The sequence below is a fragment of the Epilithonimonas sp. genome (assembly GCF_056329745.1).
Window position 1 is genome coordinate 98,853 of record NZ_JBWEYV010000004.1, and the last position, 26,699, is coordinate 125,551.

Annotated in this window: 29 protein-coding genes; 14 read left to right on the plus strand and 15 right to left on the minus strand. The window is 38.5% G+C overall.

The window, feature by feature from the left end:
* Positions 1-3: 3 nt before the first annotated feature.
* Positions 4-1,158 (minus strand): methionine aminotransferase, encoded by a 1,155-nt coding sequence (locus AC00Y6_RS04670; protein ID WP_474489455.1) that lies wholly within the window; start codon positions 1,156-1,158, stop codon positions 4-6.
* 145 nt (positions 1,159-1,303) lie between these two features.
* On the opposite strand from AC00Y6_RS04670, the gene miaA reads away from it, so the two are divergent.
* Together miaA and AC00Y6_RS04680 are read left to right on the plus strand one after the other, a co-directional pair.
* Positions 1,304-2,209, plus strand: coding sequence for a tRNA (adenosine(37)-N6)-dimethylallyltransferase MiaA (gene miaA / locus AC00Y6_RS04675; RefSeq protein WP_474489456.1), 906 nt, complete (start codon positions 1,304-1,306; stop codon positions 2,207-2,209).
* Between the two features lie 86 nt (positions 2,210-2,295).
* Positions 2,296-2,853, plus strand: a complete 558-nt coding sequence (locus AC00Y6_RS04680) for a thioredoxin family protein (RefSeq protein ID WP_474489457.1) — start codon at positions 2,296-2,298, stop codon at positions 2,851-2,853.
* A gap of 36 nt (positions 2,854-2,889) precedes the next feature.
* Here AC00Y6_RS04680 and AC00Y6_RS04685 read toward each other — a convergent pair whose 3' ends face one another.
* The 4 genes from AC00Y6_RS04685 to AC00Y6_RS04700 are packed head-to-tail and all read right to left on the minus strand — an operon-like array spanning position 2,890 to position 5,569.
* Positions 2,890-3,399, minus strand: coding sequence for an NUDIX hydrolase (locus AC00Y6_RS04685; protein ID WP_474489458.1), 510 nt, complete (start codon positions 3,397-3,399; stop codon positions 2,890-2,892).
* A 19-nt stretch (positions 3,400-3,418) separates the two neighbouring features.
* Positions 3,419-4,330 (minus strand): site-specific tyrosine recombinase XerD, encoded by a 912-nt coding sequence (xerD, locus tag AC00Y6_RS04690; RefSeq protein ID WP_474489459.1) that lies wholly within the window; start codon positions 4,328-4,330, stop codon positions 3,419-3,421.
* Positions 4,331-4,360: 30 nt separating this feature from the next.
* Positions 4,361-4,792 carry a deoxycytidylate deaminase gene (locus AC00Y6_RS04695; RefSeq protein WP_474489460.1) on the minus strand — a complete coding sequence of 144 codons (432 nt, stop codon included), beginning with the start codon at positions 4,790-4,792 and terminating at the stop codon, positions 4,361-4,363.
* Between the two features lie 9 nt (positions 4,793-4,801).
* Complete coding sequence (locus AC00Y6_RS04700) at positions 4,802-5,569, minus strand: enoyl-CoA hydratase-related protein (protein ID WP_474489461.1); 768 nt, start codon at positions 5,567-5,569, stop codon at positions 4,802-4,804.
* 96 nt (positions 5,570-5,665) lie between these two features.
* Between AC00Y6_RS04700 and AC00Y6_RS04705 the strand changes: the two genes are divergently transcribed.
* The 5 genes from AC00Y6_RS04705 (at position 5,666) to ctlX (ending at position 11,042) form a co-directional block, all read left to right on the plus strand.
* Complete coding sequence (locus AC00Y6_RS04705; protein WP_474489462.1) at positions 5,666-6,085, plus strand: septal ring lytic transglycosylase RlpA family protein; 420 nt, start codon at positions 5,666-5,668, stop codon at positions 6,083-6,085.
* A gap of 130 nt (positions 6,086-6,215) precedes the next feature.
* Positions 6,216-7,508 (plus strand): phosphopyruvate hydratase, encoded by a 1,293-nt coding sequence (eno, locus tag AC00Y6_RS04710; RefSeq protein ID WP_474489463.1) that lies wholly within the window; start codon positions 6,216-6,218, stop codon positions 7,506-7,508.
* A 217-nt stretch (positions 7,509-7,725) separates the two neighbouring features.
* Positions 7,726-9,012: a citrate synthase gene (locus tag AC00Y6_RS04715; RefSeq protein ID WP_474489464.1), complete on the plus strand. Its 1,287-nt coding sequence runs from the start codon at positions 7,726-7,728 to the stop codon at positions 9,010-9,012.
* 177 nt (positions 9,013-9,189) lie between these two features.
* The gene (locus AC00Y6_RS04720; RefSeq protein WP_474489538.1) at positions 9,190-10,104 is read left to right on the plus strand and encodes a dimethylarginine dimethylaminohydrolase family protein; all 915 of its coding nucleotides are present in this window, start codon (positions 9,190-9,192) and stop codon (positions 10,102-10,104) included.
* 20 nt (positions 10,105-10,124) lie between these two features.
* The gene (gene ctlX, locus AC00Y6_RS04725) at positions 10,125-11,042 is read left to right on the plus strand and encodes a citrulline utilization hydrolase CtlX (protein WP_474489465.1); all 918 of its coding nucleotides are present in this window, start codon (positions 10,125-10,127) and stop codon (positions 11,040-11,042) included.
* A gap of 71 nt (positions 11,043-11,113) precedes the next feature.
* Here the strand turns inward: ctlX and AC00Y6_RS04730 are convergent, their stop codons facing one another.
* The 5 genes from AC00Y6_RS04730 to recJ all read right to left on the minus strand — a co-directional run bounded on the left by AC00Y6_RS04730 (position 11,114) and on the right by recJ (position 17,331).
* Entirely contained in the window at positions 11,114-13,330 is a 2,217-nt protein-coding gene (locus AC00Y6_RS04730) for a TonB-dependent receptor domain-containing protein (protein ID WP_474489466.1), read from the minus strand.
* 268 nt (positions 13,331-13,598) lie between these two features.
* Entirely contained in the window at positions 13,599-14,597 is a 999-nt protein-coding gene (locus AC00Y6_RS04735) for a 2-hydroxyacid dehydrogenase (RefSeq protein ID WP_474489467.1), read from the minus strand.
* 51 nt (positions 14,598-14,648) lie between these two features.
* Positions 14,649-14,993, minus strand: a complete 345-nt coding sequence (locus AC00Y6_RS04740) for a DUF3817 domain-containing protein (RefSeq protein ID WP_474489468.1) — start codon at positions 14,991-14,993, stop codon at positions 14,649-14,651.
* A 40-nt stretch (positions 14,994-15,033) separates the two neighbouring features.
* On the minus strand, positions 15,034-15,615 hold the full coding sequence (gene nadD, locus AC00Y6_RS04745; protein WP_474489469.1) for a nicotinate (nicotinamide) nucleotide adenylyltransferase: 582 nt from the start codon (positions 15,613-15,615) through the stop codon (positions 15,034-15,036).
* Between the two features lie 3 nt (positions 15,616-15,618).
* Positions 15,619-17,331: a single-stranded-DNA-specific exonuclease RecJ gene (gene recJ, locus AC00Y6_RS04750; protein WP_474489470.1), complete on the minus strand. Its 1,713-nt coding sequence runs from the start codon at positions 17,329-17,331 to the stop codon at positions 15,619-15,621.
* Between the two features lie 39 nt (positions 17,332-17,370).
* Between recJ and AC00Y6_RS04755 the strand changes: the two genes are divergently transcribed.
* Entirely contained in the window at positions 17,371-17,598 is a 228-nt protein-coding gene (locus AC00Y6_RS04755; RefSeq protein ID WP_474489471.1) for a hypothetical protein, read from the plus strand.
* A gap of 14 nt (positions 17,599-17,612) precedes the next feature.
* On the opposite strand, the gene AC00Y6_RS04760 is transcribed toward AC00Y6_RS04755, so the two are convergent.
* The gene (locus AC00Y6_RS04760) at positions 17,613-19,103 is read right to left on the minus strand and encodes a catalase (protein WP_474489472.1); all 1,491 of its coding nucleotides are present in this window, start codon (positions 19,101-19,103) and stop codon (positions 17,613-17,615) included.
* Positions 19,104-19,210: 107 nt separating this feature from the next.
* Between AC00Y6_RS04760 and AC00Y6_RS04765 the strand changes: the two genes are divergently transcribed.
* The 6 genes from AC00Y6_RS04765 (at position 19,211) to AC00Y6_RS04790 (ending at position 24,037) form a co-directional block, all read left to right on the plus strand.
* Positions 19,211-20,164 carry a hydrogen peroxide-inducible genes activator gene (locus AC00Y6_RS04765; protein ID WP_474489473.1) on the plus strand — a complete coding sequence of 318 codons (954 nt, stop codon included), beginning with the start codon at positions 19,211-19,213 and terminating at the stop codon, positions 20,162-20,164.
* Between the two features lie 200 nt (positions 20,165-20,364).
* A complete protein-coding gene (gene metK / locus AC00Y6_RS04770) occupies positions 20,365-21,645 on the plus strand; it encodes a methionine adenosyltransferase (protein WP_474489474.1) in 1,281 nt (426 codons plus the stop codon).
* A 161-nt stretch (positions 21,646-21,806) separates the two neighbouring features.
* Positions 21,807-22,277, plus strand: a complete 471-nt coding sequence (locus AC00Y6_RS04775; protein ID WP_474489475.1) for a hypothetical protein — start codon at positions 21,807-21,809, stop codon at positions 22,275-22,277.
* Between the two features lie 210 nt (positions 22,278-22,487).
* Entirely contained in the window at positions 22,488-23,078 is a 591-nt protein-coding gene (locus AC00Y6_RS04780; protein ID WP_474489476.1) for an RNA polymerase sigma factor, read from the plus strand.
* A 44-nt stretch (positions 23,079-23,122) separates the two neighbouring features.
* On the plus strand, positions 23,123-23,260 hold the full coding sequence (locus tag AC00Y6_RS04785) for a hypothetical protein (protein ID WP_474489477.1): 138 nt from the start codon (positions 23,123-23,125) through the stop codon (positions 23,258-23,260).
* A 78-nt stretch (positions 23,261-23,338) separates the two neighbouring features.
* The gene (locus AC00Y6_RS04790; RefSeq protein ID WP_474489478.1) at positions 23,339-24,037 is read left to right on the plus strand and encodes a YjjG family noncanonical pyrimidine nucleotidase; all 699 of its coding nucleotides are present in this window, start codon (positions 23,339-23,341) and stop codon (positions 24,035-24,037) included.
* Between the two features lie 51 nt (positions 24,038-24,088).
* On the opposite strand, the gene trpS is transcribed toward AC00Y6_RS04790, so the two are convergent.
* From trpS to AC00Y6_RS04810, 4 genes are all read right to left on the minus strand, one after another.
* Positions 24,089-25,057: a tryptophan--tRNA ligase gene (gene trpS / locus AC00Y6_RS04795; protein ID WP_474489479.1), complete on the minus strand. Its 969-nt coding sequence runs from the start codon at positions 25,055-25,057 to the stop codon at positions 24,089-24,091.
* A 429-nt stretch (positions 25,058-25,486) separates the two neighbouring features.
* Positions 25,487-26,131 (minus strand): lipoprotein signal peptidase, encoded by a 645-nt coding sequence (locus AC00Y6_RS04800; protein WP_474489480.1) that lies wholly within the window; start codon positions 26,129-26,131, stop codon positions 25,487-25,489.
* The gene (locus AC00Y6_RS04805) at positions 26,131-26,322 is read right to left on the minus strand and encodes a DUF2683 family protein (RefSeq protein ID WP_474489481.1); all 192 of its coding nucleotides are present in this window, start codon (positions 26,320-26,322) and stop codon (positions 26,131-26,133) included. The genes AC00Y6_RS04800 and AC00Y6_RS04805 overlap by 1 nt, the downstream gene beginning before the upstream one ends.
* A 49-nt stretch (positions 26,323-26,371) precedes the next feature.
* Positions 26,372-26,614, minus strand: coding sequence for a DUF6576 domain-containing protein (locus AC00Y6_RS04810; protein ID WP_474489482.1), 243 nt, complete (start codon positions 26,612-26,614; stop codon positions 26,372-26,374).
* Positions 26,615-26,699 lie beyond the last annotated feature (85 nt).

Genomic DNA, 26,699 nt, shown 5'->3' on the forward strand with positions numbered 1-26,699 from the left:
GATTTACTTTATTTTTAATAACTGTTCAATAGCCTGGTCCAATGTTTCCTGCTTCTTGGCAAAACAGAAGCGGATCACTTTTTCATCCGTTTTATCCTTATAAAATGCAGAAAACGGAATGGTAGCCACTTTATATTCTTTTGTCAGCCAATAGCAAAAATCTTTATCCTGCTCATCAGAAATTGCGCCAAATTGAGCCGAAAGAAAATAGGTACCTTCACAATCCAATAATTTGAAGGGTGTTTCGGCAAGCGCATTTTTTAGATAATCTCTTTTCTGTTGGAAAAATGTTGAGATTCCGGCAAAATCATCCATCGTCTGCAAATATTGAGCAATCGCAAACTGTGCCGGTGTGTTGACACTAAACACGTTGAACTGATGAACTTTGCGGAACTCCTCCATCAACGCCTTTGGTGCACAAACATAACCTACTTTCCAACCCGTGATGTGAAGCAATTTCCCAAAAGAACCGACCACAAAAGTCCTTTCTTTAAGTTCCGGGTATTTGGACAAAGTCAGGTGGGGCTTTCCGTCAAAGGTAATACTTTCATAAACTTCATCACTTAGGATAATGATGTCTGTATCTTTCACGATCGAGATCAGCACCTCTATATCAGCTTGTTTCAGGATTTTTCCCGAAGGGTTATTAGGGTTGTTGATGATTATCATTTTGGTCTTGTCAGAAACCAAAGGTTTGACTTCTTCCCAATTAATTTCGTAATCGGGATAATGCATTTTGACATTTTTTACGATGCCGCCATTCAGGATAATTGCCGGTTCATAGCAATCATAAGCCGGCTCAAAAATAATCACTTCATCACCTTTCCCTACCAATGCAGATATGATTGTGAAGATAGCCTGCGTGGCACCAGCCGTTAAATTAATCTCAAAATCAGGGTGATAATCTACCTGATATTGCAAACTAAATTTTCTGGAAATTTCTTCCCTAAGTTCTTTGATCCCCAACAAAGGCGCATATTGGTTATGACCTTGTTTTGCAAAATCGCCAAGATATTGGATGAGGTTGTCATCCGGCTGATAGTCCGGAAATCCCTGCGAAAGATCGACGGCATTTTCCTGCTGTGCGAGCAGGCTCATCTCTGTGAAAATAGTGGTTTTCACATCAGGAAGTTTGGATTGTGGTAATCTTAATGTCATTATGAGTGTAAAAGTAAGTAAATTGATGATTGAGCATGCGTTAAAAAATGTTATACTTTACTTCAAGTCAGGTAAATTGTAATGCTATATATGTTCTAAGTGTTTTTATTTAGAATGTGACATTTTGTAAATTTGTAAAAATTTTTTGTTGAAACAGCTTATCTCCATCATCGGCAGTACAGGAATTGGGAAAACCAGGTTGGCAATAGATCTGGCCAACCATCTAGATACTGAAATCTTGTCCTGTGATTCCCGCCAGTTTTATAAGGAACTGAAAATTGGTACCGCTATGCCAACGGATGAAGAATTGGCCGAAGCCACACATTATTTTGTTGGGAACCTCAGCATTCAGGATTATTATTCCATTGGTCAGTATGAGGTGGATGCTCTTAAGAAGTTGGATGAAATTTTCCATGAAAAAGATTTTGCCATAATGGTTGGCGGAAGTGGGATGTATGAGAAAGCCGTTGTGGAAGGGATGAATGATTTGCCCGAAGCTGACGAAGACAATCAGAAAAAATTATCAGCAATTTGGGAAAATGAAGGCATTGAAGCTTTGCAAAAACTGCTTCAGGAGTTGGATCCGGATTATTTTTCGGTTGTTGACAAAGATAACCCAAGGCGGCTATTGCGCGCGATAGACATTATTTGGCAAACCGGAAAATCCTATACCGAAAATCTTAGTATACCAAAAGATAAAAGAAATTTTGAAACCATTAGAATTGGTATAGATGCGCCAAGAGACGTGATTTATGACAGAATCAACCTACGTGTTGATAAAATGATGGAGAACGGATTGTTAAGGGAAGCTCGGGATTTATTGGTTAGTCGGGACAAAGTGGCTTTGCAAACTGTTGGATATACAGAATTGTTCAGATATTTTGACGGAGAATGGGATTTGGATTTTGCCATAGAAGAAATCAAGAAAAATTCCCGCCGGTATGCCAAGCGGCAAATAACCTGGAACAAGAAACTGACTGATGTTAATTGGGTGAATTATGATAATTCTTTGCAAGAAGCATTATCTTTGTTGCAGAAATTAAAAGATTAATTGATTCAGAGATTAAAGTGATTATTTTAAAATTTGTGAATCTAAAATCTTTTAGTAGTTAATTTTAATCATTTAATTTAAAAATAATGTCAAATACACCTTCTAATATGTTGGCTTTGGGAACCAAAGCGCCTGATTTTAAACTTCCGCAACCTTCTAAAAATAATGACCTACAAACTCTTGATTCTCTAAAAGGAAAAAAAGGGACACTTGTTATTTTCATGTGCAACCATTGCCCTTTTGTGCTTCATGTCATAGATAAGCTGGAAGAGTTATACGAAGATTACAAATCACGAGGCATAGAATTTATTGGGATAAATGCCAATGATGTTGACAAATATCCGGCAGATTCCCCGGAAAATATGGTTGATTTTGTAGAAGAAAAAGGAATCAGATTCCCTTATTTGTATGATGCTACACAAGAGGTTGCCAAATCTTATGATGCGGCTTGTACACCAGATTTTTACTTTTTTGATGAAAAGCTAAATTTGATTTACCGAGGTCAGATGGATGATTCGCGTCCGGGAAATCAAAAAGAAATTACCGGAGAAGACCTTATTATTGCTTTTGAAAATCTTTTGGCAGGCGCAGAGCAGGAGGAGTTCCAGAGGCCAAGCCTAGGATGTAATATCAAGTGGAAATAAAATTAAAAACCGGAATAACTTTCCGGTTTTTATTGTTTAAGTAAGATAGATTTTAAGAAATGACTTTTGAGATTCAAAAGCAATTTTGTCAAATTCAATTTCTGATTTTTTGATCCAGATTCCGGCAGATACTTCCGATTCCTGAAGGGTAATGTCAAATTTTTCATCCACTTCATATAGGAAAAACAAATCCATCGTATTATAAACAATATTCTTGTAAGGATAGATATTCGGCCGGCTTCCCAAGTAGCTGAATTTTTCCGTATCCGTTACAATGCCCAATTCTTCGTGAAGTTCCCTGTGGCAGGTTTCTTCGGCACTTTCTTTTGGATCACAAAAGCCTCCTGGCAGATCCAGTTTCCCTTTTCCGGGTTCGCGGTTTCTTACCGTAAAAAATAATTCGTTTTTACAGCTGATTATCACAGCTACAGCCGCCGCAGTATTGTGGAACAGCACAAAATCGCAATGGCTGCAACTCCACTTGACGGTGCCGTCCCATTGTAGGCTTTGATTCCCACATTTTGGACAATATTTCAAATCTTGCATGGGATAAATTTAGTAAAAATCAAACCGAATTTTTATTTCTTGGATGAAATTTTGTAATCACATCACGCAATTCCTCTGTTTTCAGATGGGTATAGATTTGTGTGGTTGTGATGCTGCTATGACCCAACATTTCTTGAATAAACCTAAGATCAGCACCGTTTTGTAGCAAATGGGTTGCAAAAGAATGACGGAATGTGTGTGGCGATATATTTTTGTTGATTCCCGCTTTCTGTGTTAGTTCTTTGATGATGAGAAAGACGATAACGCGGGACATATTGGTCCCTCGCGAATTGAGGAAAAGGCAGTCCTCATGCTTTTTATTGATTTTGTTAAAAGCACGAACCTCTTTCATATAATCTTTGATTAATTTTGCTGTGGACTGGGCCAGAGGAACAAGCCTTATTTTTTCGCCTTTGCCTTCTACAATGATGTAACTTTCTTTAAAATTAATATTAGAAATTTTAAGATCAACCAATTCCGAAACCCGAAGCCCGCAGCCATACAGCACTTCTAGGATGCATTGGTTTCTTTTTCCGATGTCGGTTTTTGTATCGACGCAGTCGATGATTCTGTTAATATCTTCTATGCTGAGCGTGTCTGGTAGGTAAAGCCCGAGTTTTGGACCTTCCAATAGGGAGGCAGGGTTGTCATCACGGTATTCTTCCTCCAAAAGAAATTTGAAAAATGCTTTTAATGAAGAAATCCCCCTTGCCTGCGACCGCTCACTGATTTTGTTTTTCGACATTTGGTAGATATATTCCTGCAATGTCTCGTACGAAATATCCTGTGGTGAAATATGATCTAGATGGTTGGCGGCAAAATTTTCCAGTTTTTTTATATCTCTTACGTAAGCATCCAGCGTATTTTCAGAGAAATTCTTCTCAAATTTCAGGAAATTTGAGAAATCTTCGATTTTTTCTGACCAGTTCATTATTTGTGTTTTTAATGGTAGTATTAGTTTTTACATTTTATATAATTCGTCTTCTGTAATATTTAAAATTTCAATGCCTGCATTTTTCAAAAATTCTAATCCGCTGTCATCGGAATAGCCTGCCATATAAACCACTTTTTCTATGCCGGACTGTAAAATCAGTTTGCTGCACTCTTTGCAAGGAGACATTGTAATGTAGAGCGTAGCACCTTTGCAAGATTGTGTGCTGCTGGCAATTTTTAATATAGCATTGGCTTCTGCATGCAGTACAAACCAATTGGTTTTCCCATTCTCGTCCTCACAATTATTTTCGAAGCCAGATGGTGTCCCGTTATATCCATCGGAGATAATCATCCGGTCTTTTACGATAAGCGCACCTACTTTTTTTCTTTTGCAATAAGACAGATTGGCCCATTCGGTTGCCATCTTGAGGTAGGCAATATCGAATTTGTTATAAGTCATAGTTACCGGTTAGTTAAACGATGGTTTTCTTTTTTCAAGGAATGCAGAAACACCTTCCTTGAAGTCGTCTTTAGCAAAAAGGTCTCCAAAACAGTCTATTTCGGCAGCCATGCCATTTTCTGTTTCGCTGGCGTTGACGGCTTTTATCGCCTGAGAAATCCCTTGTGGAGAATTTTTCACGATTTGGGCTGCCAGTTCATTGGCTTTCTGCAGTAATTCCTGCTGAGGAAAAACATCATTAACCAAGCCTATTTCTTTAGCTTTTTCTGCTGAGATCATTTTGGCAGAAAAAATTATTTCGTTAGCCAATCCTTTTCCCACAAGTTTTGGGAGCCGCTGTGTTCCGCCATAACCGGGAATAAGGCCAAGGGTTACTTCGGGCAAGCCTAGCTTAGCATTGTCTGACGCATAACGGATGTGGCAGGCCATTGCTAACTCCAGTCCGCCGCCTAGTGCAAATCCATTGATGGCAGCGATGACAGGCTTGTTGAGGTTTTCTATTTTATTGAAAATAATGTGACCTCGTTGAGACAATGCCTTCGCTTCTTCGGCGTTGAAAGATGAAAACTCTTTGATATCGGCGCCTGCAACAAAAGATTTTTCCCCGCTTCCCGTTACAATCACACAGCGCACGGCATGGTTGGCTGCTAGAGTATCGAAAACATGATCCAGATCCGAAAATACCTGAGCATTGAGTGCATTAAGGCTTTCGGGCCTATTAATAGTTACAGTGGCAATTTTATCGTCAATATTTAATTTTATACTTTCGTAATTCATTAAAAGTGATTTATGTTTTATAATCCGTTAATTATATTTTAAATATAAGTAATTAATCGAAAGTAAACAAAATATTGCCCCAATAAAAATATAGGTATGAATTATTGTTATGCTTGTCTTGGTACAAAAGAAAATAGCAAATTGTATAATGTCCTAAAACCGCTTGGTTTAATGTTCTTAGTTTTGTTAATCATAACCTCTTGCAGATCATCCAGAAATGCCGGTGATTATAATAACACAACGGTTTCTTACTACGCAGACCGGTTTTCTGGAAAGAAAACGGCTAGTGGAGAGGTATACAGGCATCATAAGATGACGGCATCCCACAGGAATTTGCCGTTTGGGGCCAGAGTGGAAATTATCAATTCCAATAATAATAAAAAAGTGCATGTTACCGTGAATGACCGCGGTACTCTGAAGCCTTCCCGGGCTTTTGATCTTAGCCAGGGTGCTTTTAAAAAAATTGCAGATCTTAATGAAGGCGTGGTTAAGGTACGTTACCGGGTTTTAAATTGATTGACGGTTTTATTTGGCTTTAATTGGTGTTAAGAATGATTCATAACATAATATTTTAAAATTTGTTTAAATTTGCAATGCTTTTGAAAAAAGCGATCATTAAAAAACCTATTAAAACAACATCAAGACAATGAGTTACATTTCATTTATCGAGGCAAGACAGATTTTGGATTCAAGAGGGAATCCTACTATAGAAGTAGATGTTTTTACAGAAAACGGTGCTATGGGCCGTGCAGCTGTACCTTCTGGCGCATCTACCGGTGAGCACGAAGCCGTTGAGCTGCGTGATGGCGCTACAGAATTTTTAGGAAAGGGTGTCCTGAAAGCGGTTGAAAACGTTAAAGAAATCATCGCGCCTGAGTTAATCGGTCTGCCAGTTTTTGAGCAAAATCTGATTGATGCGGTAATGATTGACCTTGATGCGACTTCTAATAAAGGAAAGCTGGGTGCAAATGCTATTTTGGGAGTTTCTTTGGCGGTTGCAAAGGCTGCTGCTGCAGAATTGAGAATGCCGCTTTACAAATATGTGGGTGGTGTAAACGCCAACACGCTTCCTGTACCGATGATGAATGTAATCAACGGTGGTTCACACTCCGATGCGCCAATTGCTTTCCAAGAATTTATGGTAATGCCGGTAAAAGCAGATTCTTTTTCCCACGCATTGAGAAAAGGAACTGAGATTTTCCATAACCTAAAATCAATTCTTCATGGCAGAGGATTATCTACTGCAGTAGGTGATGAAGGTGGTTTTGCACCAACTTTTAAAGGGACAGAAGATGCTTTGGATACATTGCTTCAGGCAATCGAAAAAGCAGGATACAAACCAGGAGACGATGTAATGATCGCTTTGGACTGTGCTGCTTCGGAATTCTACAAAGACGGAATCTACGATTACAGAAAATTCCAAACGCCTGATGCGCCACAATTCAGCAGAAGCGAGCAGGTTTCTTACCTTGCAGAATTGGCTAACAAATATCCAATTATCTCTATAGAAGACGGTATGCAGGAAGATGATTGGGAAGGTTGGAAAATGTTGACCGACAAAATTGGAGATAAAGTTCAGTTAGTTGGTGACGATTTATTTGTAACTAATGTTGAGAGACTTTCAAGAGGTATCAACGAAGGTATTGCCAACTCAATCCTTGTAAAAGTTAACCAAATCGGTTCGCTTTCCGAAACGATGGATGCGGTTCAAATGGCACAAAATAACAAGTACACAACTGTAATGTCTCACAGATCCGGTGAAACCGAAGATTCTACCATTGCAGATTTGGCAGTAGCACAAAACTGTGGACAGATCAAAACAGGTTCTGCTTCTAGATCGGACAGAATGGCGAAATACAATCAATTATTGAGGATAGAAGAAGCTCTTGGTGAAACTGCAATTTTCCCGGGATTAGACGCTTTCAAAATCAACAGATAATTACAATCGTATAATTATTATGCAAAGCATCTGAAATTTTTCAGATGCTTTCTTTTTTAAGTTGCTTATTTTCAATTATTTGACCAATCGAATTCAATAATCATTTTTATTTTTTTAATCAATCGTCATCATTAATAGTATCGAATGTAAGATATGACTTTTGTCAGTAATCATATTGTTCATTAATTCTTATATTTAGCAAATAAATATTTTAAAAATGTCAGATAATAAAGTTATATTAAATTACGACGGGAAAAGTTTTGAATACCCAATCGTAGATAGTACACTAGGCGACAGAGGAATTGATATTTCTAAATTAAGAGATCAGACAGGTCTGATAACTCTTGACCTTGGTTATAAAAATACAGGTGCAACAATTAGTGAAATTACTTATCTGGATGGTGATAAAGGGGAATTGTTCTACCGAGGTTATCCTATTGAGCAAATTGCAGAGAAATCCAATTTTAGCGAGGTAATGTATCTTTTGTTACATGGCGAATTGCCTACAAAAGATCAGTTTACATCATTTGAACATAATATCAAACAATATAATTTTGTGGCTGATGAGCTTAAGAAATTAATTGATGTTTTTCCACGTTCTGCGCATCCTATGGGTGTTCTTTCTTCTTTGACTTCTGCGCTTACAGCCTTTAATCCAAAAGCTGTAGATGTGAAGTCTAAGGATGAGCTAGATCATGCTGCAGAGCTAATGATTGCAAAATTTGCACATCTTTGTGCATGGACCTACAGAAAAACGCAGGGATTGCCAATCAACCATGGTGACAACAGTCTTAATTATGTAGAGAACTTTTACAAGATGGCATTCAGACTTCCAAATGAAGAGTTTGAACTAGATCCAGTTGTTGTTTCTGCATTGGATAAGTTGCTTATTCTACATGCAGATCACGAGCAAAACTGCTCAACATCTACTGTAAGAATGGTGGGTTCTGCACACACAGGATTATTCGCTTCTATCTCCGCAGGAGTTTCTGCACTTTGGGGGCCACTTCACGGCGGTGCCAACCAAGCAGTGATTGAGATGCTTGAATTAATTGATAACGATGGTGGCGATGTATCCAAATATATTGCAAAAGCTAAAGATAAAGAAGATTCTTTCCGTCTAATGGGCTTTGGTCATAGGGTTTATAAAAACTTTGACCCTAGAGCAAAAATCATCAAAAAGGCGGCTGATGATATCCTTGGTAAATTAGGTATCCAAGATAAAGCGCTTGATATTGCGATGCAACTAGAGAGAGTGGCTTTGGAAGACGACTATTTTGTAGAGAGAAAATTGTATCCAAACGTGGATTTCTACTCCGGCATTATCTACAGAGCTTTGGGCATCCCAACAGAAATGTTTACTGTGATGTTTGCTTTGGGAAGGTTACCAGGATGGATTTCTCAATGGAAAGAGATGAGATTGAAAGGCGATCCAATTGGAAGACCAAGACAGGTTTATCAAGGGGCTAAACAAAGAGATTATGTAGATATCGCCAACAGATAATCTCCTAGATCAAAAATAAAAATCCTCAAAATTATGGTTTTGAGGATTTTTTTTGTCCTGCTGTCTTGCTTTGGGTGGTAAAAATAGGCTCAGAAAAGTCGCTAATAGATATTATTTCTGATTCGGGGCAGATTAAAGGGCTTTATTTATATTTGCCATAGGAAAAAAAATATGGCAATTAATCTTAATATCAAAAATGAAACAGGTCGGTTAAAATCAGTCGTGCTGGGGCAACCCAAATCCAATGGACCGGTTCCTACACTTGCAGAAAGCTACGATGCCAAATCCTATCATTCTATTGAAAACAATATTTATCCTGATGAGAAGGATATTGTTTTTGAAATGACAGAATTTGAAAAAGTGCTTAAAAAGTACGATGTTGAGGTTTTTCGGCCCAAGATTATTAAAGATTACAATCAGGTTTTCGCAAGAGATGTGGCTTTTGTAATTGAGGATAAGATGATCATCTCTAATATCATCCCGGATAGAGCTGATGAACAGGAGGCTTATCGCCATATCATAGAAAAAGTGTCTTGGCGCAATGTCATCAATCTGCCCGAAATAGCGCATATAGAAGGTGGCGACGTGATTGTCTGGGACGAGTTCCTTTTTCTGGGAACCAGCTACAGCCCGGATTACCGAAACCTGAAAACAGCCAGAACCAATGAATATGCGATCGAAATATTGAAAGAATATTTTCCTAAAAAACGCATTATCGACCTCGATCTAAAGAAAAATGACACCAAACCTTACGAGGGCATTCTGCATCTAGACTGTACTTTTAATCCTATTGGCGAAGACAAATGCGTGATTTACAAAGATGGTTTTGTGGATGAAGATGATTACCAGCTGATTGTTGATATTTTTGGGAAAGAAAATTGTTTCGACATTACGGATGAAGAGATGTTCCACATGTTTCCCAATGTTTTTTCTATTTCGCCAGATGTGGTAGTTTCGGATCAAACATTTACAAGGATGAATGACCATTTCCGCAACGAGTGGGGAATCACCGTGGAAGAAATCCCTTACCGCGAGATTTCCAAAATGGGAGGACTTTTGAGATGTTCTACTTTGCCGCTTGTGAGGGAGTAATATTTTTTAGCTTAATAGAAATGCAGACTACCAATACAGTTTTAATGATAGAGCCGGTTGCTTTTGGATTCAATGAGCAAACAGCGGTTAATAACTTTTTTCAGGTTCAGCAGGAAGGCAATGTTCAGGACAAGGCATTGGCAGAATTCAATGCTTTTGTTGAAAAACTGCGAGCCAAAGGCATGAATGTCATCACTGTAAAAGATACTTTCAACCCAAAAACGCCGGATTCGATTTTCCCGAATAATTGGGTAAGTTTTCACCGCGACGGAAAAGTTGTCCTCTATCCAATGTTTGCCGAGAACAGACGCCTGGAAAGGCGAAATGACATTCTTGACCAAATCAAAGAACAATTCATCATCAACGAAATCATCGATTATTCTGAATTTGAGAAGGACAATCAATTCCTAGAAGGTACGGGAAGTATGATTTTCGACCACGATAACAAGATTGCTTACGGTTCTGTCTCCTTGAGGCTGGATGAAGATTTGTTCAAAAAATTCTGCAGTGAGTTTGGTTTCAGACCTGTCGTTTTTCATTCTTACCAAACTGCCGGCGAAGCGCGTTTGCCGATTTATCATACTAATGTGATGATGTGTGTGGCAGACAGATTTGTCGTGATTTGCCTGGATTGTATTGATAACGATCTGGAACGGGAAAAAGTCATCGAAACCATCAAAAATTCGGGTAAAGAATTGATAGAAATCTCCGAAGAACAAATGCAGAATTTTGCGGGAAATATGCTTCAGGTACAGAATAATTCCGGAGAAAAATTTCTGGTGATGAGTCAAAGCGCTTACAAATCCCTGGATCAGAAACAAATTTCCGCAATCGAAAAATATTGCGAAATCATCTATTCTGATTTGGAAACCATAGAAACCAACGGCGGCGGTAGCGCAAGGTGTATGCTGGCTGAGGTTTTTCTGCCACGGAAATAAATGTGGTAAAATAAAAAACTCCCGAATTACTCCGGGAGTTTCCTTTGAAAATTTGATTTAATATGATGATGTTATCTGGTGCGGTTTTTAATGGCATCTGCAGCATTGTCCAGTTCACGGATTTTCTTAACCTTGTTGTTACCAAAATTGTAAGTAATGGTAGCCGTATAGCTTCGGTTGTCGTATTGGATTTGGTATATATTGTTAAAGTTACCCGTGGTCTGTGTGTCGTTAATCTTAACGATATTGGTTCTCAGGATATCCCGAGCATCAGCGGCAAAGGTCCAGTTATTCCACACTTTTTTGATGGAAAGATCCAGACTTTGAAGTGGTTTTAACATGCCTATATCAATCTGCTGTTTCCCGATGTAGAAATAGTTAATACCAAAGAACCATGTTTTAGCTTTATCTAGTCTGATGTTGTTGTTAGCCTGGATTAACGGACTGTAAGTTGTTTTGTTCAAAATAAAAACTGGGAATATTTCACCGGTAATCGGATCTGTATCCAGCGTTCCGTTTACCCGGTTCATTTGGACTCCAATATTCAGGTTGGTTTGCAGATATTGTTTGAAAAAGCCCCTATTCATCCCAAGAATGTAGTTGATCTCATACTTCTTACCAAAATTGGTGCGGATGTATCTTAGGATATTAATTACTTCACCATTTACGGTCTCTTTTTTCTGAAGTGGCACCTGTGCTATATTATCATTAGTTTGGCTATAGCCGATATTAACGTAATAAGCACTTTTGAACATATAGTTAAACTCCTGATTATACACTGGGGAGGCTTTCACAAATGGATTATTCTGAGTGTAATTGGTGTTGGTGAGGTAATTTCTCACGGGGTTAATTTCCCAAAAACTAGGTCTCCTAACTCGGCTGGAGAAAGTGTAGGAAAAACTGTGATTTTCCGCCGGTGCGTAGCTGATACTAGCATAAGGAAGGATGTTACCATAGTTTCTCTCAATGCTTTGATTGTCGTTGAGAACGGTGCCTTTGCTGTCTGTATACTCATATCTTGTTCCTAGTTTTGCCGAAAATTTATCCGAGAATTTTTTACTAGCTGTCATGTAAAGTCCGAAGATATTTTCGTTATAAACAAAATGTTTTGATAGCGAAGGATTTAAGACGTAGCTACCATTCGACAGGGATTCTAGCAGCACATTATTATCCGTTTTAGTAAAATTATAATTACCGCCGGCCGCTAAAGAAAAATCGTGTTTAAAATTCTTGGTATAATCTCCCAAAAACGAAATGTTATTAACAACCTGAGGCGTATTTTGCCTGATACTGGATATCAAGTTTTCAGCAGCCATATAAGGCGGAGTATAGGTATCGTTTTGTGAATTGCCAAAACGTTTAAAATTAAGATAGGCGACATTTAGGTTAAGTTTGCTGCCCAGAGAATCTGTTTTCAGTTCATAATTTAGATTAAGGGAATTATTATATGACCTGCCATTGTCTACACTGTGCGTTTTCGAGTAAGAATCTGTGCCTTTGTTTGTAATGGTATTGTAAAGATTCGCTTCAGATCCATAACTCCTGTTATTCCAGTTGTTGTATTGCAAGGCCAGGTTGCTTTTATCATTCAATTCATAATCCATGTTAAGGTAACCTCCCAGATTTTTGTTGGGATCTTTGATGTAACCTTTAGACATGGTGCTGATCTGGTCATTGGTATTACCATTATTCAGCTCATAGTATTGCATTCTGATATTCTCGCTGGTGTTGACATTAGTACTTAATCCGAATTTCCCCTTTCTGTAGTTAAGACTGACGCCTGCCGAAGTATTGTTGTAATAATCATCGGAGTTCACCATTCTCAGGTTACCATTAAGTCCGTCAGACATTCGTTTTTTCAGGATGATATTGATGATCCCGTCAGACGACTCTACCTGAAACTCACTACCCGGTGTTGTGATAACTTCAATTTTCTGAATGTTTTCTGCCGGCGTATTTTTAAGGAATTCCACAAGCGAATCTGCATTCATATTTGATTTTCTTCCGTTGATGTAGATCACCGCATTGTTCTTACCAGCAATTTTCAGGGTTTTGTCATCTGTGGAAATCACCATCGGGGTTACCTTTAGCAGGCTGAAGGCATTGTTGCCTTTTGCAATGGGTGAGGCAGCCACGTCATATACTAGCCTGTCGCTTTGCCTTTTGAAAACTTGCTTGGTAAGTGTTACACTTTCTATCGTTTTTGTTTTGACAGTATCCTGTTTTGCTTGCTGCCCGAATGCAAATCCGGAGAAGAATAACGCAGCAATTAAAATTTGTGATTTCATAATGTTTATTTTTGGCAGTTGTTTGTTTGGTCTGATAATTTATATTGCAAAGATATATATTAAAATTAGTATTATGCAATACAAAGTAGTAAATAAAATTTTATTATTGATGTAAGTTATTGATTTACAATAGCAAATTTTTACAACTCTTTATATTAGACAACCAAAGTGAAGGTTTTGTTACATTGAATTCTAAAAAAAATAAAAAAACCTTTGCTGGGATTGGCAAAGGTTGGTTATAATTATGAAACTAAATTAGTTATACGCTCTAAATCAGAATAGCATTGGGATTTTCAAATTCTTCATTCTTTTCGAAGTGGGAAAGACCCGACAGCGTTGCGTTTGCAATTTCCTCCAGGGCTTCTTCGGTAAAAAAGGCCTGATGCGCCGTTACCAGGACATTGGGGAAACTCATCAGTCTTTGGATCGTATCATCTTCAATTATCGTTTGGGAAAGATCCCGGAAAAACAATTGCTCTTCCTGTTCATAGACATCAATTCCCAGATAACCGATATGCCGGGATTTTAAGCCTTCTATCACAGCTTTTGTGTCAACCAGGCCACCGCGGCTCGTGTTGATAATCATGACATTTTCCTTCATCTGCTGAATCGAGTTTTCGTTGACAAGATGCTTGGTAGATTCTAGCAGCGGGCAATGCAGGGATATAATGTTGGATTCTGCAAAAAGCTGATCCAGAGAACAATATTGGATGCCGAGGTTTTTAAGTTCTTGGTTTTCGTGGATGTCATAGGCTAATATTTTGACCCCAAATCCTTTCGCGATTTTTGCAAAAGCCACGCCGATATTTCCCGTTCCTACAACGCCAATCGTTTTCTGATAAAGGTTGAAACCCATTAGTCCGTTCAGGGAAAAATTTTGATCCCGAACTCTGTTAAAGGCTTTGTGGGTTTTCCTGTTCAGGGTGAGGATCATGGCCATGGAATGTTCTGCAACGGCTTCGGGGGAATAGGCTGGAACCCTGCAAACGCGCAAACCAAGCCTTTTTGCAGCCTGAAGATCTACATTGTTAAAACCGGCACATCGCAATGCGATATATCGCACGCCTTTGTTGGCAAGTGAAGTGAGGACTTCCTCGGTCAATTTATCGTTAACGAAGGCGCAGACAGCATCAGAATGGTCTATAAGACTCAAAACGTGAGGTCCGAGGTGCGTTTCAAAATAATCCAATTCAAAATTAAATTGTTGATTGGCTTTGTCAAAAGATGCTTTGTCGTAAGGCTTTGCGGAGAAGAAGGTCACTTTCATCCCATAAAGTTAAGGATTTCAGTCTCAGGAATAAGATAATTGACTGTGTTTTTAATCAACTTTTCTATCTAATTGCGCTAATTTTTTATCAACCCAAATCGTAGCAAAAGGGAAAAAGGCGGCCATTAATGCAAAAATAAATTCTTCATCATCCCAGCGGAAAATCTTTTTGGCAGGCAGAATAAGAAGCAGGTAAAGCGTAAAAAACAAACCGTGGATATTCCCAATAATAATGATGTAGATGGTGGGCAGGATGCTCTCTTTATCCTCGCGGATCCAGTACATGGCCGTAAATAACAAAAACCATGATATAGCTTCTGCAAGGCAAACCTGCTTAAACCATTTGATGATTTTATCTTCGGGGTATTTTGAGAAATATTTTTCTATGAAGTTCATTGCTGTAAAGATAAAAGAATAATTTTTTAGCAGATCACCCTTATTTATAAAAACTACTTCTGTCAAGATATTCAAAAACTTCGGGAGGCAACATTGGTCTTACGTTTTTGCCTTCTTTTATCATATTTCTGATTTCTGTTGCAGACAACTCGATAATAGGCGCTTTTATCTGATGGATATTTTCATGTTGCAATGCTTGTTTTTTTTCCTCAGCATAGATTCTTGGGTACACAATAATCTGATGATTTTTCAAAAGCAGTTCATAATTTTTCCATTTATGAAGGCTTCCCAAATTATCTTCTCCCATTATTAATGAAAAGTAGTAATCCGGATATTTTTCCTGCAGATAGGTGAGTGTATCAATGGTATAACTTGGTGTTGGCAAAGAAAACTCGACGTTTGAGGCGCGCATTTTCGGGTAATTTCTAATGGCAAGTTCCACCATATCCAGCCGATTGTGATCATTAAGCAATGATTTTTTGTCCTTAAATGGATTCTGGGGACTCACGACAAACCACAATTCCTGCATATCAGTATATTCCAAAATGTAGTTGGCCAAGATTAGATGACCGATGTGGATGGGGTTAAATGACCCAAAAAACAATCCGATTTTCTTATTCATAAGCTATTGGTGGAAACGCACATCGCGGATATTGAGAAAATGGGAGACATTGCCTTTCCAGTGGTTTTCTTCGATGGTAAAAGCCAAGTCAAAGGTTTTATCCTTAAAATCATGGACAAATTGCCCAAAACGGAAGCCCACACATTCTATATTCCTTCCCGTAGTCGGTTGCAGGATGTTGAATTTGAGGTGCGTACTTTCTTTTCCCATCAGCCTTACATATCCATTCACCTTGATATTCTTAAGAACCAGGATAGGTTTCATATTATGCGGGCCAAAAGGTGCCAATTTCCTGTGGAAATTGAAAAACTCACGGTTGAGGTCTTCCGGTTTTACAATACTGTCTACATTGATGGACGGTTCCTTTTGGTGATCCTGGATATTTTTTTTTACAAATTCTTCAAAACGGTTTTTGAATTCTTCAAAATGCTCTTTCTCCATAGAAAGCCCTGCTGCAGCCTGATGACCACCAAATTTCATAAAAAGGTCAGAGCAATATTCCAACGCTTTGTGAATATCAAAATCAGCTACAGATCTTGCAGAAGCTACCAGTTCCCCGTTGTTACCTTCGGTAAAAACCAAAGTCGGTTTATAATAATTTTCGATAAGGCGCGATGCAACAATCCCGATAACGCCCTTGTTCCAGCTTGGGTCATAAACTATGGTAGAGAAACGTTCTGTCTTTTGTAACTCTTCAACCTGGGTCATTGCAGAATGGGTAATGCTGATGTCCATCTCACGGCGTTCGTCATTCAGGTTTACAATTTCGTTTACAATCTGTTGAGCCTGTTTCAGGTTGTCCGAAATCATCAGTTCTACCGCAGCTTTAGCGTGCGAAATCCTACCTGCAGCATTGATTTTCGGTGCAATATCAAAGACGATATTAGAAATCTCAAAGTGCGCCAGCTTTTCCTCTGGAATTAATAACCTTAGTCCAAATTTCCTCGTTTTCCTCAGGAATTTTAAACCTTGTTTAGCCAACACCCGGTTTTCGCCAGTCATTGCCACAATATCCGAAGCAATACTGATAGCCAACAAATCTGTCAGCTCAAAAAGTTCATTTTCAGGAATTTTATAAATAGTGTTCAGACCCTGGCAAAGTTTAAAGCCAACACCGCAGCCGCTTAATTCTTTATAAGGGTAGCGGCAGTCTTTCCGCTTAGGATCCAGCACAGCAACAGCATTAGGGATTTTATCGCCAGGAAGGTGGTGGTCACAGATAATAAAATCCACACCCACCGAGTTGGCATAATCAATCTTGTCCACAGATTTTATACCGCAATCCAGCGCAATAATCAGGGAAAAGCCATGTTCTTTGGCAAAGTCAATCCCTTCATCAGAGATGCCATAGCCTTCCACATTGCGGTCCGGGATGTAAAAATCAAGGTATTTTTTGTCAACAATCTTGCTTAGGTAGAGGTACATCAGCGCAACAGACGTGGTGCCGTCCACATCATAATCGCCATACACCAGGATTTTCTCCCCATTTTCTATTGCCGTGGCAATGCGCTCAACCGCTTTTTGCATGTCGGCCATCAAGAAAGGATTGTGGATGTCTGTTCCGTTCGGTTTAAAGAATTCGCGCGCCTTTTGATAATTGTCTATCTCGCGCATTACCAGGATTTTGGATTCAAGAGTTCCAAAACCAATAGAAGAAATCAGTCCGTCAACAATCTCTTCATCAGGCTCGGGTTTATAAATCCATCTTTGACTCATAGCTACAAATTTACATAAAAAAAACGGCTTTCAGAAATTTTGATTAGGGCGCCTTTTTGTGGTTTTCCCTGGCTTTTTGCCAACTCCAAAACCACAAAAACCGCGCTGTCCGCTGTATCTTTTGCAAGCCTGGGCTATGTCCCTGCTGCTTGCAAAAGGATGCCGCTTCCATCGCTGGCGCAGGTTGGGAGTTCTAACAAAAACCCACCCGAAAGCTTGGTTTCAGGTGGGTTTAAGATGTTTAATAATTCGGGTTTAGAAAATTAAACCGGACAGATTGATTATTTACCGTGATTCATGGCATTGGCATCAATGTTCACACCAAGTCCCTGAGCGACACGCATCCCGAGTTCTATATTGGCCCGGAAAAAGTGGCAAAGTTGTCTGTTGATTATTTCGTCCCGTTTTGGTCCGTCCACAGCGCCAAGATGTCCTACAATGTTGTTGACTAGAGCGGTGCGGTCTTCTGGCTTCATGGCCTTTGTATAGAGTAAACCTGGTTGTGTGTAATGGTCGTCATCGTTTGCGTTACGGTCAAAGTTGGCAACGTGCGTATTTTCTACATCGTACTCAAAAGACTGATAAGCCTTGTCCGGTTCCACATTGCTGAAGCTGTTTGGGAAGTAGTTGGGTTGGTCTTCATAATTAGAGTCATCTGCCATAAAACCATCCCGCTGGAAGTTATTAACGGCAAAAGGGCACTTGTTAACTGCCAGCTGGTGAGAGTTGACACCAAGCCTGTAACGGTGCGCGTCCGCATAGGAAAAAAGTCTGCCCTGTAGCATCTTGTCCGGCGAAAAACTGATACCGTCAATAAGGTGGCTTGGCGCAAACGCAGCCTGCTCCACATGTACAAAATAATTTCTTGGGACTTCGTTCAGTTCCATCACACCTACTTCCTGCAAAGGATACTCGCTTTGTGACCACACTTTGGTCACATCAAACGGGTTCCAACGCCATTCTTTGGCCTGCTGCTCGGTCATTGTTTGGATGTAGAGTTTCCATTTTGGGAAATCACCTTTTTCGATAGCGTTTACAAGGTCTTCCTGAGCAAAATCTGGGTTTTCACCTTTCATTTTTGTGGCTTCTTCATCAGAAAAGTTCTTGATGCCTTGCTGCGTCTTAAAATGGAATTTAACCCAAGTTCTCTCATTTTTATCGTTAATCATCGCAAACGTATGTGATCCAAAACCGTGCATGTGCCTGTAACCATGCGGTGTGCCTCGGTCTGACATCAGGATCAAAACCTGATGAAGAGACTCTGGGTTAAGGGACCAAAAATCCCACATGGCAGTTTTGCTTTTCAGGTGAGATTTTGGCAAACGTTTTTGGGTATGGATAAAATCCGGGAATTTCTTGGCATCTTTGATGAAGAAAACCGGCGTATTGTTCCCTACAAGATCCCAATTGCCGTCTTCGGTATAAAATTTCAAAGCAAAACCACGCGGGTCACGTTCTGTATCTGCACTTCCCATTTCACCACCAACGGTTGAAAAACGGGCAAACATCCTACATTCGTTCCCAACTTTAGAGAATAATTTAGCCCTTGTAATGTGGCTAATGTCATGGGTTACCGTAAAAGTTCCGTAAGCACCGGATCCTTTGGCATGTACAATCCTTTCCGGAATTCTTTCCCTTACAAAATGGGCCAGATTCTCCTGAAGCATAAAGTCCTGTAGAAGCACCGGGCCTCTTGGTCCTACTGTCTGCGAATCCTGATGTTCATAATAAGGTGACCCGACAGCATTGGTCAATTTTTTCTTGTTGTCCATATCTTGTTTTGTTTTAATTCAATTTTATTCAGCGAAATTCGGAAAAAAAATTATTTATGAAACAGATTAATAAGTATCTTTGTCATAGATAAAATTAATTACTACCTGTGAATATCCAACAATTAGAATATCTTATCGCTGTTGATAAATATAAGCATTTTGGCAAAGCAGCACAAGCCTGTTTTATTACGCAACCCACGCTAAGTGCCATGATTCAAAAATTTGAAGATGAGCTGGATGTCAAGATTTTTGACAGAACCACACATCCCATCCGTACTACCGACGCCGGAGCCGAATTGATTAAAGAAGCTCAGAAGGTGATAGACTCGGTGATGGAACTCAAAAATAAAGCCAATTTCCTCAACAATATTCTGGCGGGGAAACTTAATCTAGGTATTATCCCAACAGTTTCTACTTACATCTTGCCCAACGAGATTTTCGGATTCCTGCAGAAAAATCCTCAGATAGAACTGAATATTAAGGAAATGACCACCGACAACATTATTCGCTCACTGAAATCCGGTGAATTGGATGCCGGTATTATTTCGACGCCTTATATTACGGCAGATGAGTTTTATCAGGATTTTCTTTTTAACGAAGAATTGATGCTCTATTCTGCCAACCAAGTTGATGGGGTTAAAAAAGACTGTTATGTGGTGCCAGAAAATATTGATGTGGACAAAGTGTGGCTTTTGGAAGAAGGTAACTGTCTAAGAACCCAGTTTGAAAATATTTGCCATCTCAAAGAAAATTCTTTGAAACCTAATAACCTAGAGTTTTTGGCGTCCAGCATCAACACATTGATCCAAATGGTAGATAAAGTGGGCGGAATTACCATTTTGCCGGAGATGGGTGCAGAGCAGCTGTCTGAAGAGCAGAAGAAAAAAGTGTCCCGTTTTATAAAGCCTTTTCCGTATCGCGAAGTAAGTCTTATCTATTATAAACCGACTTACAAGCAAAAAATTATTGATGAATTGACCAATGATATCCGCTCTTCTATGGCTCAAAGGCTCAATTTTTACAAAGACGAGGCAAATTATGTCAGCATAAAACCTGAATAAATTCATACCAGGTTAATGGGAATTGATTTTGAAATATAAAATATTGTATGTAATTTTGCGGTCGAATTTTATATAGAACGAGGAGAACTTTGACTGATTGCAACCTCAATAAAAAATGCTAAAACAGATTTTTCTCTTTTAGTTCCTTTTTGTTGCAGACGGTTACAGTAATCTCAAAATTAAATACAAAAGGAATATTTATGTCTTATTTATTTACATCCGAATCAGTTTCTGAGGGACATCCGGACAAAGTAGCAGATCAGATCTCTGATGCGCTTATCGATCACTTTTTAGCATACGATAAAAATTCTAAGGTAGCTTGTGAAACTCTGGTGACAACCGGGCAGGTTGTTTTGGCTGGGGAAGTAAAGTCTGAGGCTTATCTGGATGTACAGCATATTGCCAGGGAGGTGATCAACAAAATTGGCTACACCAAGAGCGAATATATGTTTAATGGTGACTCTTGCGGGGTAATATCTGCTATTCATGAACAATCTCCGGATATCAACCAAGGTGTTGACAGGACTTTGGATGAGACAGATTTCGAGAACAGAGCTAATTCTCAGGGTGCCGGCGATCAAGGGATGATGTTTGGCTACGCTACCAACGAAACCGAAAATTATATGCCTTTGGCATTGGACCTTGCCCATCAGATTTTGAGGGAACTGGCAGATTTTAGGAGAGAAGGTAAGGTAATTCCTTATCTGCGCCCGGATGCCAAATCTCAAGTTACGATAGAATATTCTGACGATCACAAACCGGTGAGGATTGACAGTATCGTGGTCTCTACACAACATGATGATTTTGGCAGCGAAGAAGCTATGCTTGCTAAAATCAAAAAAGATATTGTAGAAATCGTTATTCCAAAAGTGGTTGCCAACCAAAAGCCAGAAATTCAGGAATTGTTTGAAGGCGACATTAAATACCACATCAACCCAACAGGTAAATTCGTAATTGGAGGTCCTCACGGTGATACAGGCCTTACAGGGAGAAAGATTATTGTAGATACTTATGGTGGAAAAGGGGCTCACGGTGGTGGTGCTTTTTCAGGAAAAGACCCGTCAAAAGTGGACAGAAGTGCGGCGTATGCAACACGTCACATTGCCAAGAACCTCGTGGCAGCAGGTGTAGCTGATGAAGTTTTGGTTCAGGTGTCTTATGCAATTGGTGTGGCAGAGCCTTGCGGGCTTTATATCAATACTTTTGGGACTTCAAAAGTTGGTTTGTCTGATGGTGAAATTGCCAAAAAGGTTGCAAAGCTGTTTGACCTACGACCTTATGCAGTGGAGAAAAACCTGAAACTCAGGAATCCAATTTATACAGAAACTGCTGCTTACGGACACATGGGAAAAGAATATTACGTGGCAGACAAAACCTTTAATAAAGGCCAGAAAAATGAAATTACACTTAAGGATTTGGAATTTTTCACTTGGGAAAAACTGGATCGTGTAGATGATATTAAGAAAGAATTTGGATTGTAAAATTGAGTTCTTTAAAATTTAAAGCTGCTTTACCTCGCGTAAAGCAGCTTTTTTTGTGGTCAAATCTTATAAGTGCATGACTTTTGATAAGCTCAGGTCAAATTATAGTACGCCTTTTGCTACTTTTGTGCTTTGCAAAATAAATTTAATTTTTTTTAACAATGAAATCAAAAATATACATCCTTATATCAATAATCATCTTCGGGTTTACAAACGCTCAGGTGACGGTTCACAAGATGCTGAATGTTGGGTATCTATATCAGAATCAGAGCTTTGGAGAAGTGGGAGCTAAACTCCTTTTTCTTAAAAATGATGATGTCATTTTTCGTACCGGCGTTTCTGCAATTATGGGTGACGTCGATAAAAAATTTGCTATAATGCCAAAAATACAAGCTGATTTTTTATTTAATTTTGAGAAGAACGTTGATTTTTATCATTCATATTACTTTGTTGCGGGCGCAGAAGCGAGCAATAAATACATTGCGCCAAAAGTGGGATTGAGTCTTTTCGGGATTATAGATCTAATGGGAGGATATGGCTTTTCCATTGATAAAAGCGGTATCAATGGGAAAGAGTTGAAAGGATTTAATATTAATTTCACAATAAATATCCCTCTAGTTGTCCTTAATTAATTGTATATAATCGATTTTATTGTGTAGTAAAAATTAGATTTTATAAATTTAACATTTCTTTAACTTTTTATTTGGTATTTTTTATTATTTTTACAATCTAAAATACATGCTTATAAACCAAAATTACTTCTAAAATTAAATGACGATCTTGAGTACATTCAATTGATAAATTAATTGAAATATCTGCTTTGGATACAATATTTAGAAGTTATGAAAACACAAATAGACAGTATTCTCATTAATCTCTACCAAAATGGTGATGAAGCCGCTCTGGCTTCTTTGATCGAGCGACACAAAAAGGACCTTTACACCTTTATCTTTTACAAATTAATGGATGATGATCTTGCAAATGATATCTTTCAAGAGACGTTTATCAAAATCATCATTACCCTCAAAGAAGGACGATACAAGGAGGAAAATAAATTTATCCTCTGGGCAAAGCGAATTGCTCATAATTTGATCATTGATCATTACCGATTACAATCTAAAAATATTAAAATTTCCGAGACTACTTTTGAAAACGAAGAATTTTCAATCTTTGATATAATAAAGGAACCAGAAAATAATATTGAGGATAAATTGATAGACCGGCAAATCAATGAGGATCTCTTAAAAATGCTGGTGATGCTTCCAGACAATCAGCAAGAGGTGATTAAACTTAGGTTTTTTGATGGATTGAGTTTTAAAGATATTGCAGATCAAACAGATACAAGTATTAATACAACCCTTGGTAGGGTTCGTTATGCACTTATTAATCTTAGAAAAATTATGGAGGATAATAAAATTATTTTAACAAAATAATAATAAAGATTTTTTTTTGGCGTTATTGTTGTAAAGTCTTGCCTATGAAAAATAACGACACTTTACTTCCGAAAACTTTGACCCCGAAGAAGGAAATAATTGATTTTCTACTGAATTTTTCAAGGAATGTTCAGCCCATCAAAACCAAAAGCCACAAGGTTGTTTTGGTTTCAAAAAACTAGGATTTTTAGATTTTTAAATAATTGATTTTATGACGGAGCTTTCCTACGTGGACAAAAAAATGACTAGATTTGTGCCTTATGAATAACATTAGGCACATTTTTTTTGATCTAGATAATACACTTTGGGATCATCGCAAAAACGCATATCTTACAATAAAAGAACTGTTCTCCCAGCAAAAAATATCTGATAAATTTGGGATAGATTTTGAAAAATTTCATAATACATACCATGAGATCAATGAGCGGCTTTGGGAGCAGATTCGCGATGGGGAGATAGATAAAGATTACCTTAGAAAGCACCGGTTTTACGATACATTTCTCGCATTTGATATAGACAATGCTCCACTTGCAGATTATTTTGAACACCATTTTCTTGATGAGATTCTCAATTATAATGAATTGGTAGAAGGCGCATTGGAACTTTTGGTTTATCTCCGTAATAAAGGCTATAAAATGCATATTATTTCTAACGGTTTCCAGGAAGTGACGGAGCGGAAATGCATCCTCTCTGGGATTTCTGATTATTTTGAAACCATTACCAGTGCTGATTCCGTTGGACTTAGAAAGCCACGGCCTGAAATTTTCAACTATTCTCTCGATCTTGCAAAAGCGGATAAATCCGAAAGCATGATGATTGGTGATGACTGGATTGCTGATGTAAAAGGTGCACAGAATTTTGGAATTGAAGTGATTTTCTTTGATGTATATCACGACAATCCAAAGGAAGATGATTTAAAAGTCGTACGGCAACTGTCAGAAATCAAGAATTATCTATAAAAAACGCTCCAGTATCGGAGCGTTTTTTATTTTTTAAGTATCATCTAGACGTTATACACCCAAGCTTTCTCTTACGCGTTTTATTGTTTGCGTTGCAATCAACCTGGTTTTAGCAGCACCTTCCTGAAGTTTGGCTTCCAGCTCGTCCAAGTTATTCATGTAATATGAGAATTTTTCTCTTTCGGTTGAAAATCTGGTAAGGATCAGATTCAGTAATTCATTTTTGGCATGTCCGTAGCCATAATTTCCTGCAAGGTATTTTGCCCGCAATTCCTCGGTCTGCTCAGGTGTTGCAATCAGGGAATAAATGGCAAATACTTTATCTGTTTCGGGATCTTTGGGATCTTCCAGCGGTGTAGAATCTGTTTCTACAGACATGACCTGCTTTTTTAGTTCTTTCTCTGGCAAGAAGATATTAATAATATTCCCCATAGATTTTGACATTTTGCGGCCATCAGTCCCGGGTACATATTTGGTGCTTTCTTCTAGTTCTGCTTTGGGTAAAACAAACACTTCGCCCATTTGATTGTTGAAGCGCGACGCTACATCTCTGGCGATTTCCAAATGCTGCAACTGGTCTTTTCCCACAGGTACAACCTCGGCGTCATACAGGAGAATATCCGCAGCCATCAATATTGGGTAATTAAAAAGCCCTGCATTAACATCGGCCAAACGGTCGGCTTTGTCCTTGAAAGAATGAGCCAATGTTAACCGTTGATACGGGAAAAAGCAGTCCAAAAACCAAGTCAGCTCACAGGTTTCTGGGATGTCGCTCTGCCTGTAGAAATATGTTTTTTCGGTATCCAAACCGCAAGCCAGCCATGCTGCAGCAATCTCATAAGTATTTTGTTTCAGGACTTTGGCATCCTTAATTTGTGTAAGGGAATGAAGGTTGGCAATAAACAGAAAAGACTCATTATCTGATTTTTTTGACAGCTCGATGGCGGGAATAATTGCTCCCAAAAGATTTCCCAAATGGGGCGTTCCGGTGGCCTGGATTCCTGTTAGTATTCTGGACATTAACGTATGTTTTTGATTCGGTATTTAGATTTTCTAAATTCAATATGCAAAAATAGCAAACATAAAAAGGCAATCCAATTTTATTAGCTTCCTGAATCCATTTTTAATGTAAATTAGTTATTTAATAAAAAACTAAATCAATGCAAAAATTCATCAACCGAATGCAGATTGGCTTTTTTGCTTTAACATTGATTAATTTTGAAAGAATTTGGTAAGATCAGAAAAAAAAGAAAGCTGATGAGAATTCCCCATCTATGGGACAATTATGACTGTTAATGGTTCCGGCTTTAAATTTTATGGTAACTTAAAAGACTTGAAAGGCAATTGGAAAAGAAACGGACAAATCGGAAACTGGTCGGTCGTTAAAGAAAATTAAAAAAGCTGAAATCCGGAGAAGTCAGCTTTGTATTTTGTATTGGTCGGGAATTCTTAAAAATCCAATCCGTTAGGGAAAGCTTTCTTCCTGAAAAAGTATAGGAACAGCGCACCAACAGTAATGGAGCTGTCTGCAACATTAAAAATGTATTTGAAAAATTCGATTCTGTTTCCGCCAAAAATCGGAACCCAGTCCGGCCAAGTTGTGTCCACCAAAGGGAAATGGAGCATATCTACCACGCAACCTTTCATCAGATCTGAGTAGCCATGCCCAAAAGCTGTCAGTTTGGAAACCCCACTGTAATCGATCCATCGGCCGGAGGCAGCGTCATAGAAAGTGCCGCTGTCAAAAATAACACCGTAAAAAATACCATCAAAAACATTTCCAATTGCGCCAGCAAATATCATAGCCATCGGAATAATTAAGTAATTGGATGCGCCTTCCTTCAACCATTTTTTAAACAGCATGACCATACCAACGGCCAAAATGATTCTGAGGATAATCAGCGTATATTTCCCCCATAACCCTCCAAAATGAAGACCGTAAGCCATACCGGGATTTTCTACAAATGTAAGTTTGAACCAGCTGAGGCCAAAAACATTCACACTCTCGCCAAGATAAAAATGGGTTTTGATATAAATTTTTGAAAATTGATCTATCAGCAGGATCAATATTGTAATGGCAATGATCTTCTTCATTACAAGCCTTTTGATTTAGGTGGTTTTGGGAATTTTTTATCCTTCCTGTTGTTGATTTTCTGTACAGTTTTCTGATTATGAAAATTATTTCTGGTATGAAATTTTTCAAACTCGATGTTCATGTCCTTCAGCACGCTTTTTAGCGCAGCTAATTCCATAGAATTTTTGGTATGTACAATGATGGATTCCATTATTACGATGATTTTTCAAAAATAGTTTTGCAAATGTAATTCAAAATACTTATTTCTGGGATAATTCGTCCAGTCTTTTACGCTCTTTCTCCGTAAGGTCTGCCAGCCCGTTTTTCCCTATTTTCCCCAGCAGCATATCAATCTCATCCTGCTTTGCTTTGCGCTTTGCGTTATAAGCATCGTCAATAGACTGATATTTCTGCTTTGGTTTAAAGATATCCTTCACATCTTTCTCCTTCTTTAAGAAAAAACTGGCAAAGATGACAATCAGAATGATAAGCGTAAGAACCATATAGATAAAAAAATTACAAAGCAAAAACATCGCGAAGATGCTCAATGCTTTGTAATCCAGTATTTAGATCATATTTTTGTAGTAA

What these genes read in the sequence shown, in the direction of transcription:
- AC00Y6_RS04730 (WP_474489466.1), bottom strand. Translation starts at nt 13,330, where the DNA reads ATGAAATCACAAATTTTAATTGCTGCGTTATTCTTCTCCGGATTTGCA.
- trpS (WP_474489479.1), bottom strand. Translation starts at nt 25,057, where the DNA reads ATGTCCAGAATACTAACAGGAATCCAGGCCACCGGAACGCCCCATTTG.
- xerD (WP_474489459.1), bottom strand. Translation starts at nt 4,330, where the DNA reads ATGAACTGGTCAGAAAAAATCGAAGATTTCTCAAATTTCCTGAAATTT.
- AC00Y6_RS04810 (WP_474489482.1), bottom strand. Translation starts at nt 26,614, where the DNA reads ATGGTTCTTACGCTTATCATTCTGATTGTCATCTTTGCCAGTTTTTTC.
- AC00Y6_RS04680 (WP_474489457.1), top strand. Translation starts at nt 2,296, where the DNA reads ATGTCAAATACACCTTCTAATATGTTGGCTTTGGGAACCAAAGCGCCT.
- AC00Y6_RS04785 (WP_474489477.1), top strand. Translation starts at nt 23,123, where the DNA reads ATGAAAAATAACGACACTTTACTTCCGAAAACTTTGACCCCGAAGAAG.
- AC00Y6_RS04700 (WP_474489461.1), bottom strand. Translation starts at nt 5,569, where the DNA reads ATGAATTACGAAAGTATAAAATTAAATATTGACGATAAAATTGCCACT.
- AC00Y6_RS04695 (WP_474489460.1), bottom strand. Translation starts at nt 4,792, where the DNA reads ATGACTTATAACAAATTCGATATTGCCTACCTCAAGATGGCAACCGAA.
- AC00Y6_RS04740 (WP_474489468.1), bottom strand. Translation starts at nt 14,993, where the DNA reads ATGAACTTCATAGAAAAATATTTCTCAAAATACCCCGAAGATAAAATC.
- AC00Y6_RS04775 (WP_474489475.1), top strand. Translation starts at nt 21,807, where the DNA reads ATGAAATCAAAAATATACATCCTTATATCAATAATCATCTTCGGGTTT.
- AC00Y6_RS04735 (WP_474489467.1), bottom strand. Translation starts at nt 14,597, where the DNA reads ATGAAAGTGACCTTCTTCTCCGCAAAGCCTTACGACAAAGCATCTTTT.
- AC00Y6_RS04715 (WP_474489464.1), top strand. Translation starts at nt 7,726, where the DNA reads ATGTCAGATAATAAAGTTATATTAAATTACGACGGGAAAAGTTTTGAA.
- metK (WP_474489474.1), top strand. Translation starts at nt 20,365, where the DNA reads ATGTCTTATTTATTTACATCCGAATCAGTTTCTGAGGGACATCCGGAC.
- AC00Y6_RS04670 (WP_474489455.1), bottom strand. Translation starts at nt 1,158, where the DNA reads ATGACATTAAGATTACCACAATCCAAACTTCCTGATGTGAAAACCACT.
- AC00Y6_RS04805 (WP_474489481.1), bottom strand. Translation starts at nt 26,322, where the DNA reads ATGGAATCCATCATTGTACATACCAAAAATTCTATGGAATTAGCTGCG.
- AC00Y6_RS04760 (WP_474489472.1), bottom strand. Translation starts at nt 19,103, where the DNA reads ATGGACAACAAGAAAAAATTGACCAATGCTGTCGGGTCACCTTATTAT.
- AC00Y6_RS04790 (WP_474489478.1), top strand. Translation starts at nt 23,339, where the DNA reads ATGAATAACATTAGGCACATTTTTTTTGATCTAGATAATACACTTTGG.
- AC00Y6_RS04800 (WP_474489480.1), bottom strand. Translation starts at nt 26,131, where the DNA reads ATGAAGAAGATCATTGCCATTACAATATTGATCCTGCTGATAGATCAA.
- nadD (WP_474489469.1), bottom strand. Translation starts at nt 15,615, where the DNA reads ATGAATAAGAAAATCGGATTGTTTTTTGGGTCATTTAACCCCATCCAC.
- eno (WP_474489463.1), top strand. Translation starts at nt 6,216, where the DNA reads ATGAGTTACATTTCATTTATCGAGGCAAGACAGATTTTGGATTCAAGA.
- AC00Y6_RS04780 (WP_474489476.1), top strand. Translation starts at nt 22,488, where the DNA reads ATGAAAACACAAATAGACAGTATTCTCATTAATCTCTACCAAAATGGT.
- AC00Y6_RS04705 (WP_474489462.1), top strand. Translation starts at nt 5,666, where the DNA reads ATGAATTATTGTTATGCTTGTCTTGGTACAAAAGAAAATAGCAAATTG.
- recJ (WP_474489470.1), bottom strand. Translation starts at nt 17,331, where the DNA reads ATGAGTCAAAGATGGATTTATAAACCCGAGCCTGATGAAGAGATTGTT.
- AC00Y6_RS04685 (WP_474489458.1), bottom strand. Translation starts at nt 3,399, where the DNA reads ATGCAAGATTTGAAATATTGTCCAAAATGTGGGAATCAAAGCCTACAA.
- ctlX (WP_474489465.1), top strand. Translation starts at nt 10,125, where the DNA reads ATGCAGACTACCAATACAGTTTTAATGATAGAGCCGGTTGCTTTTGGA.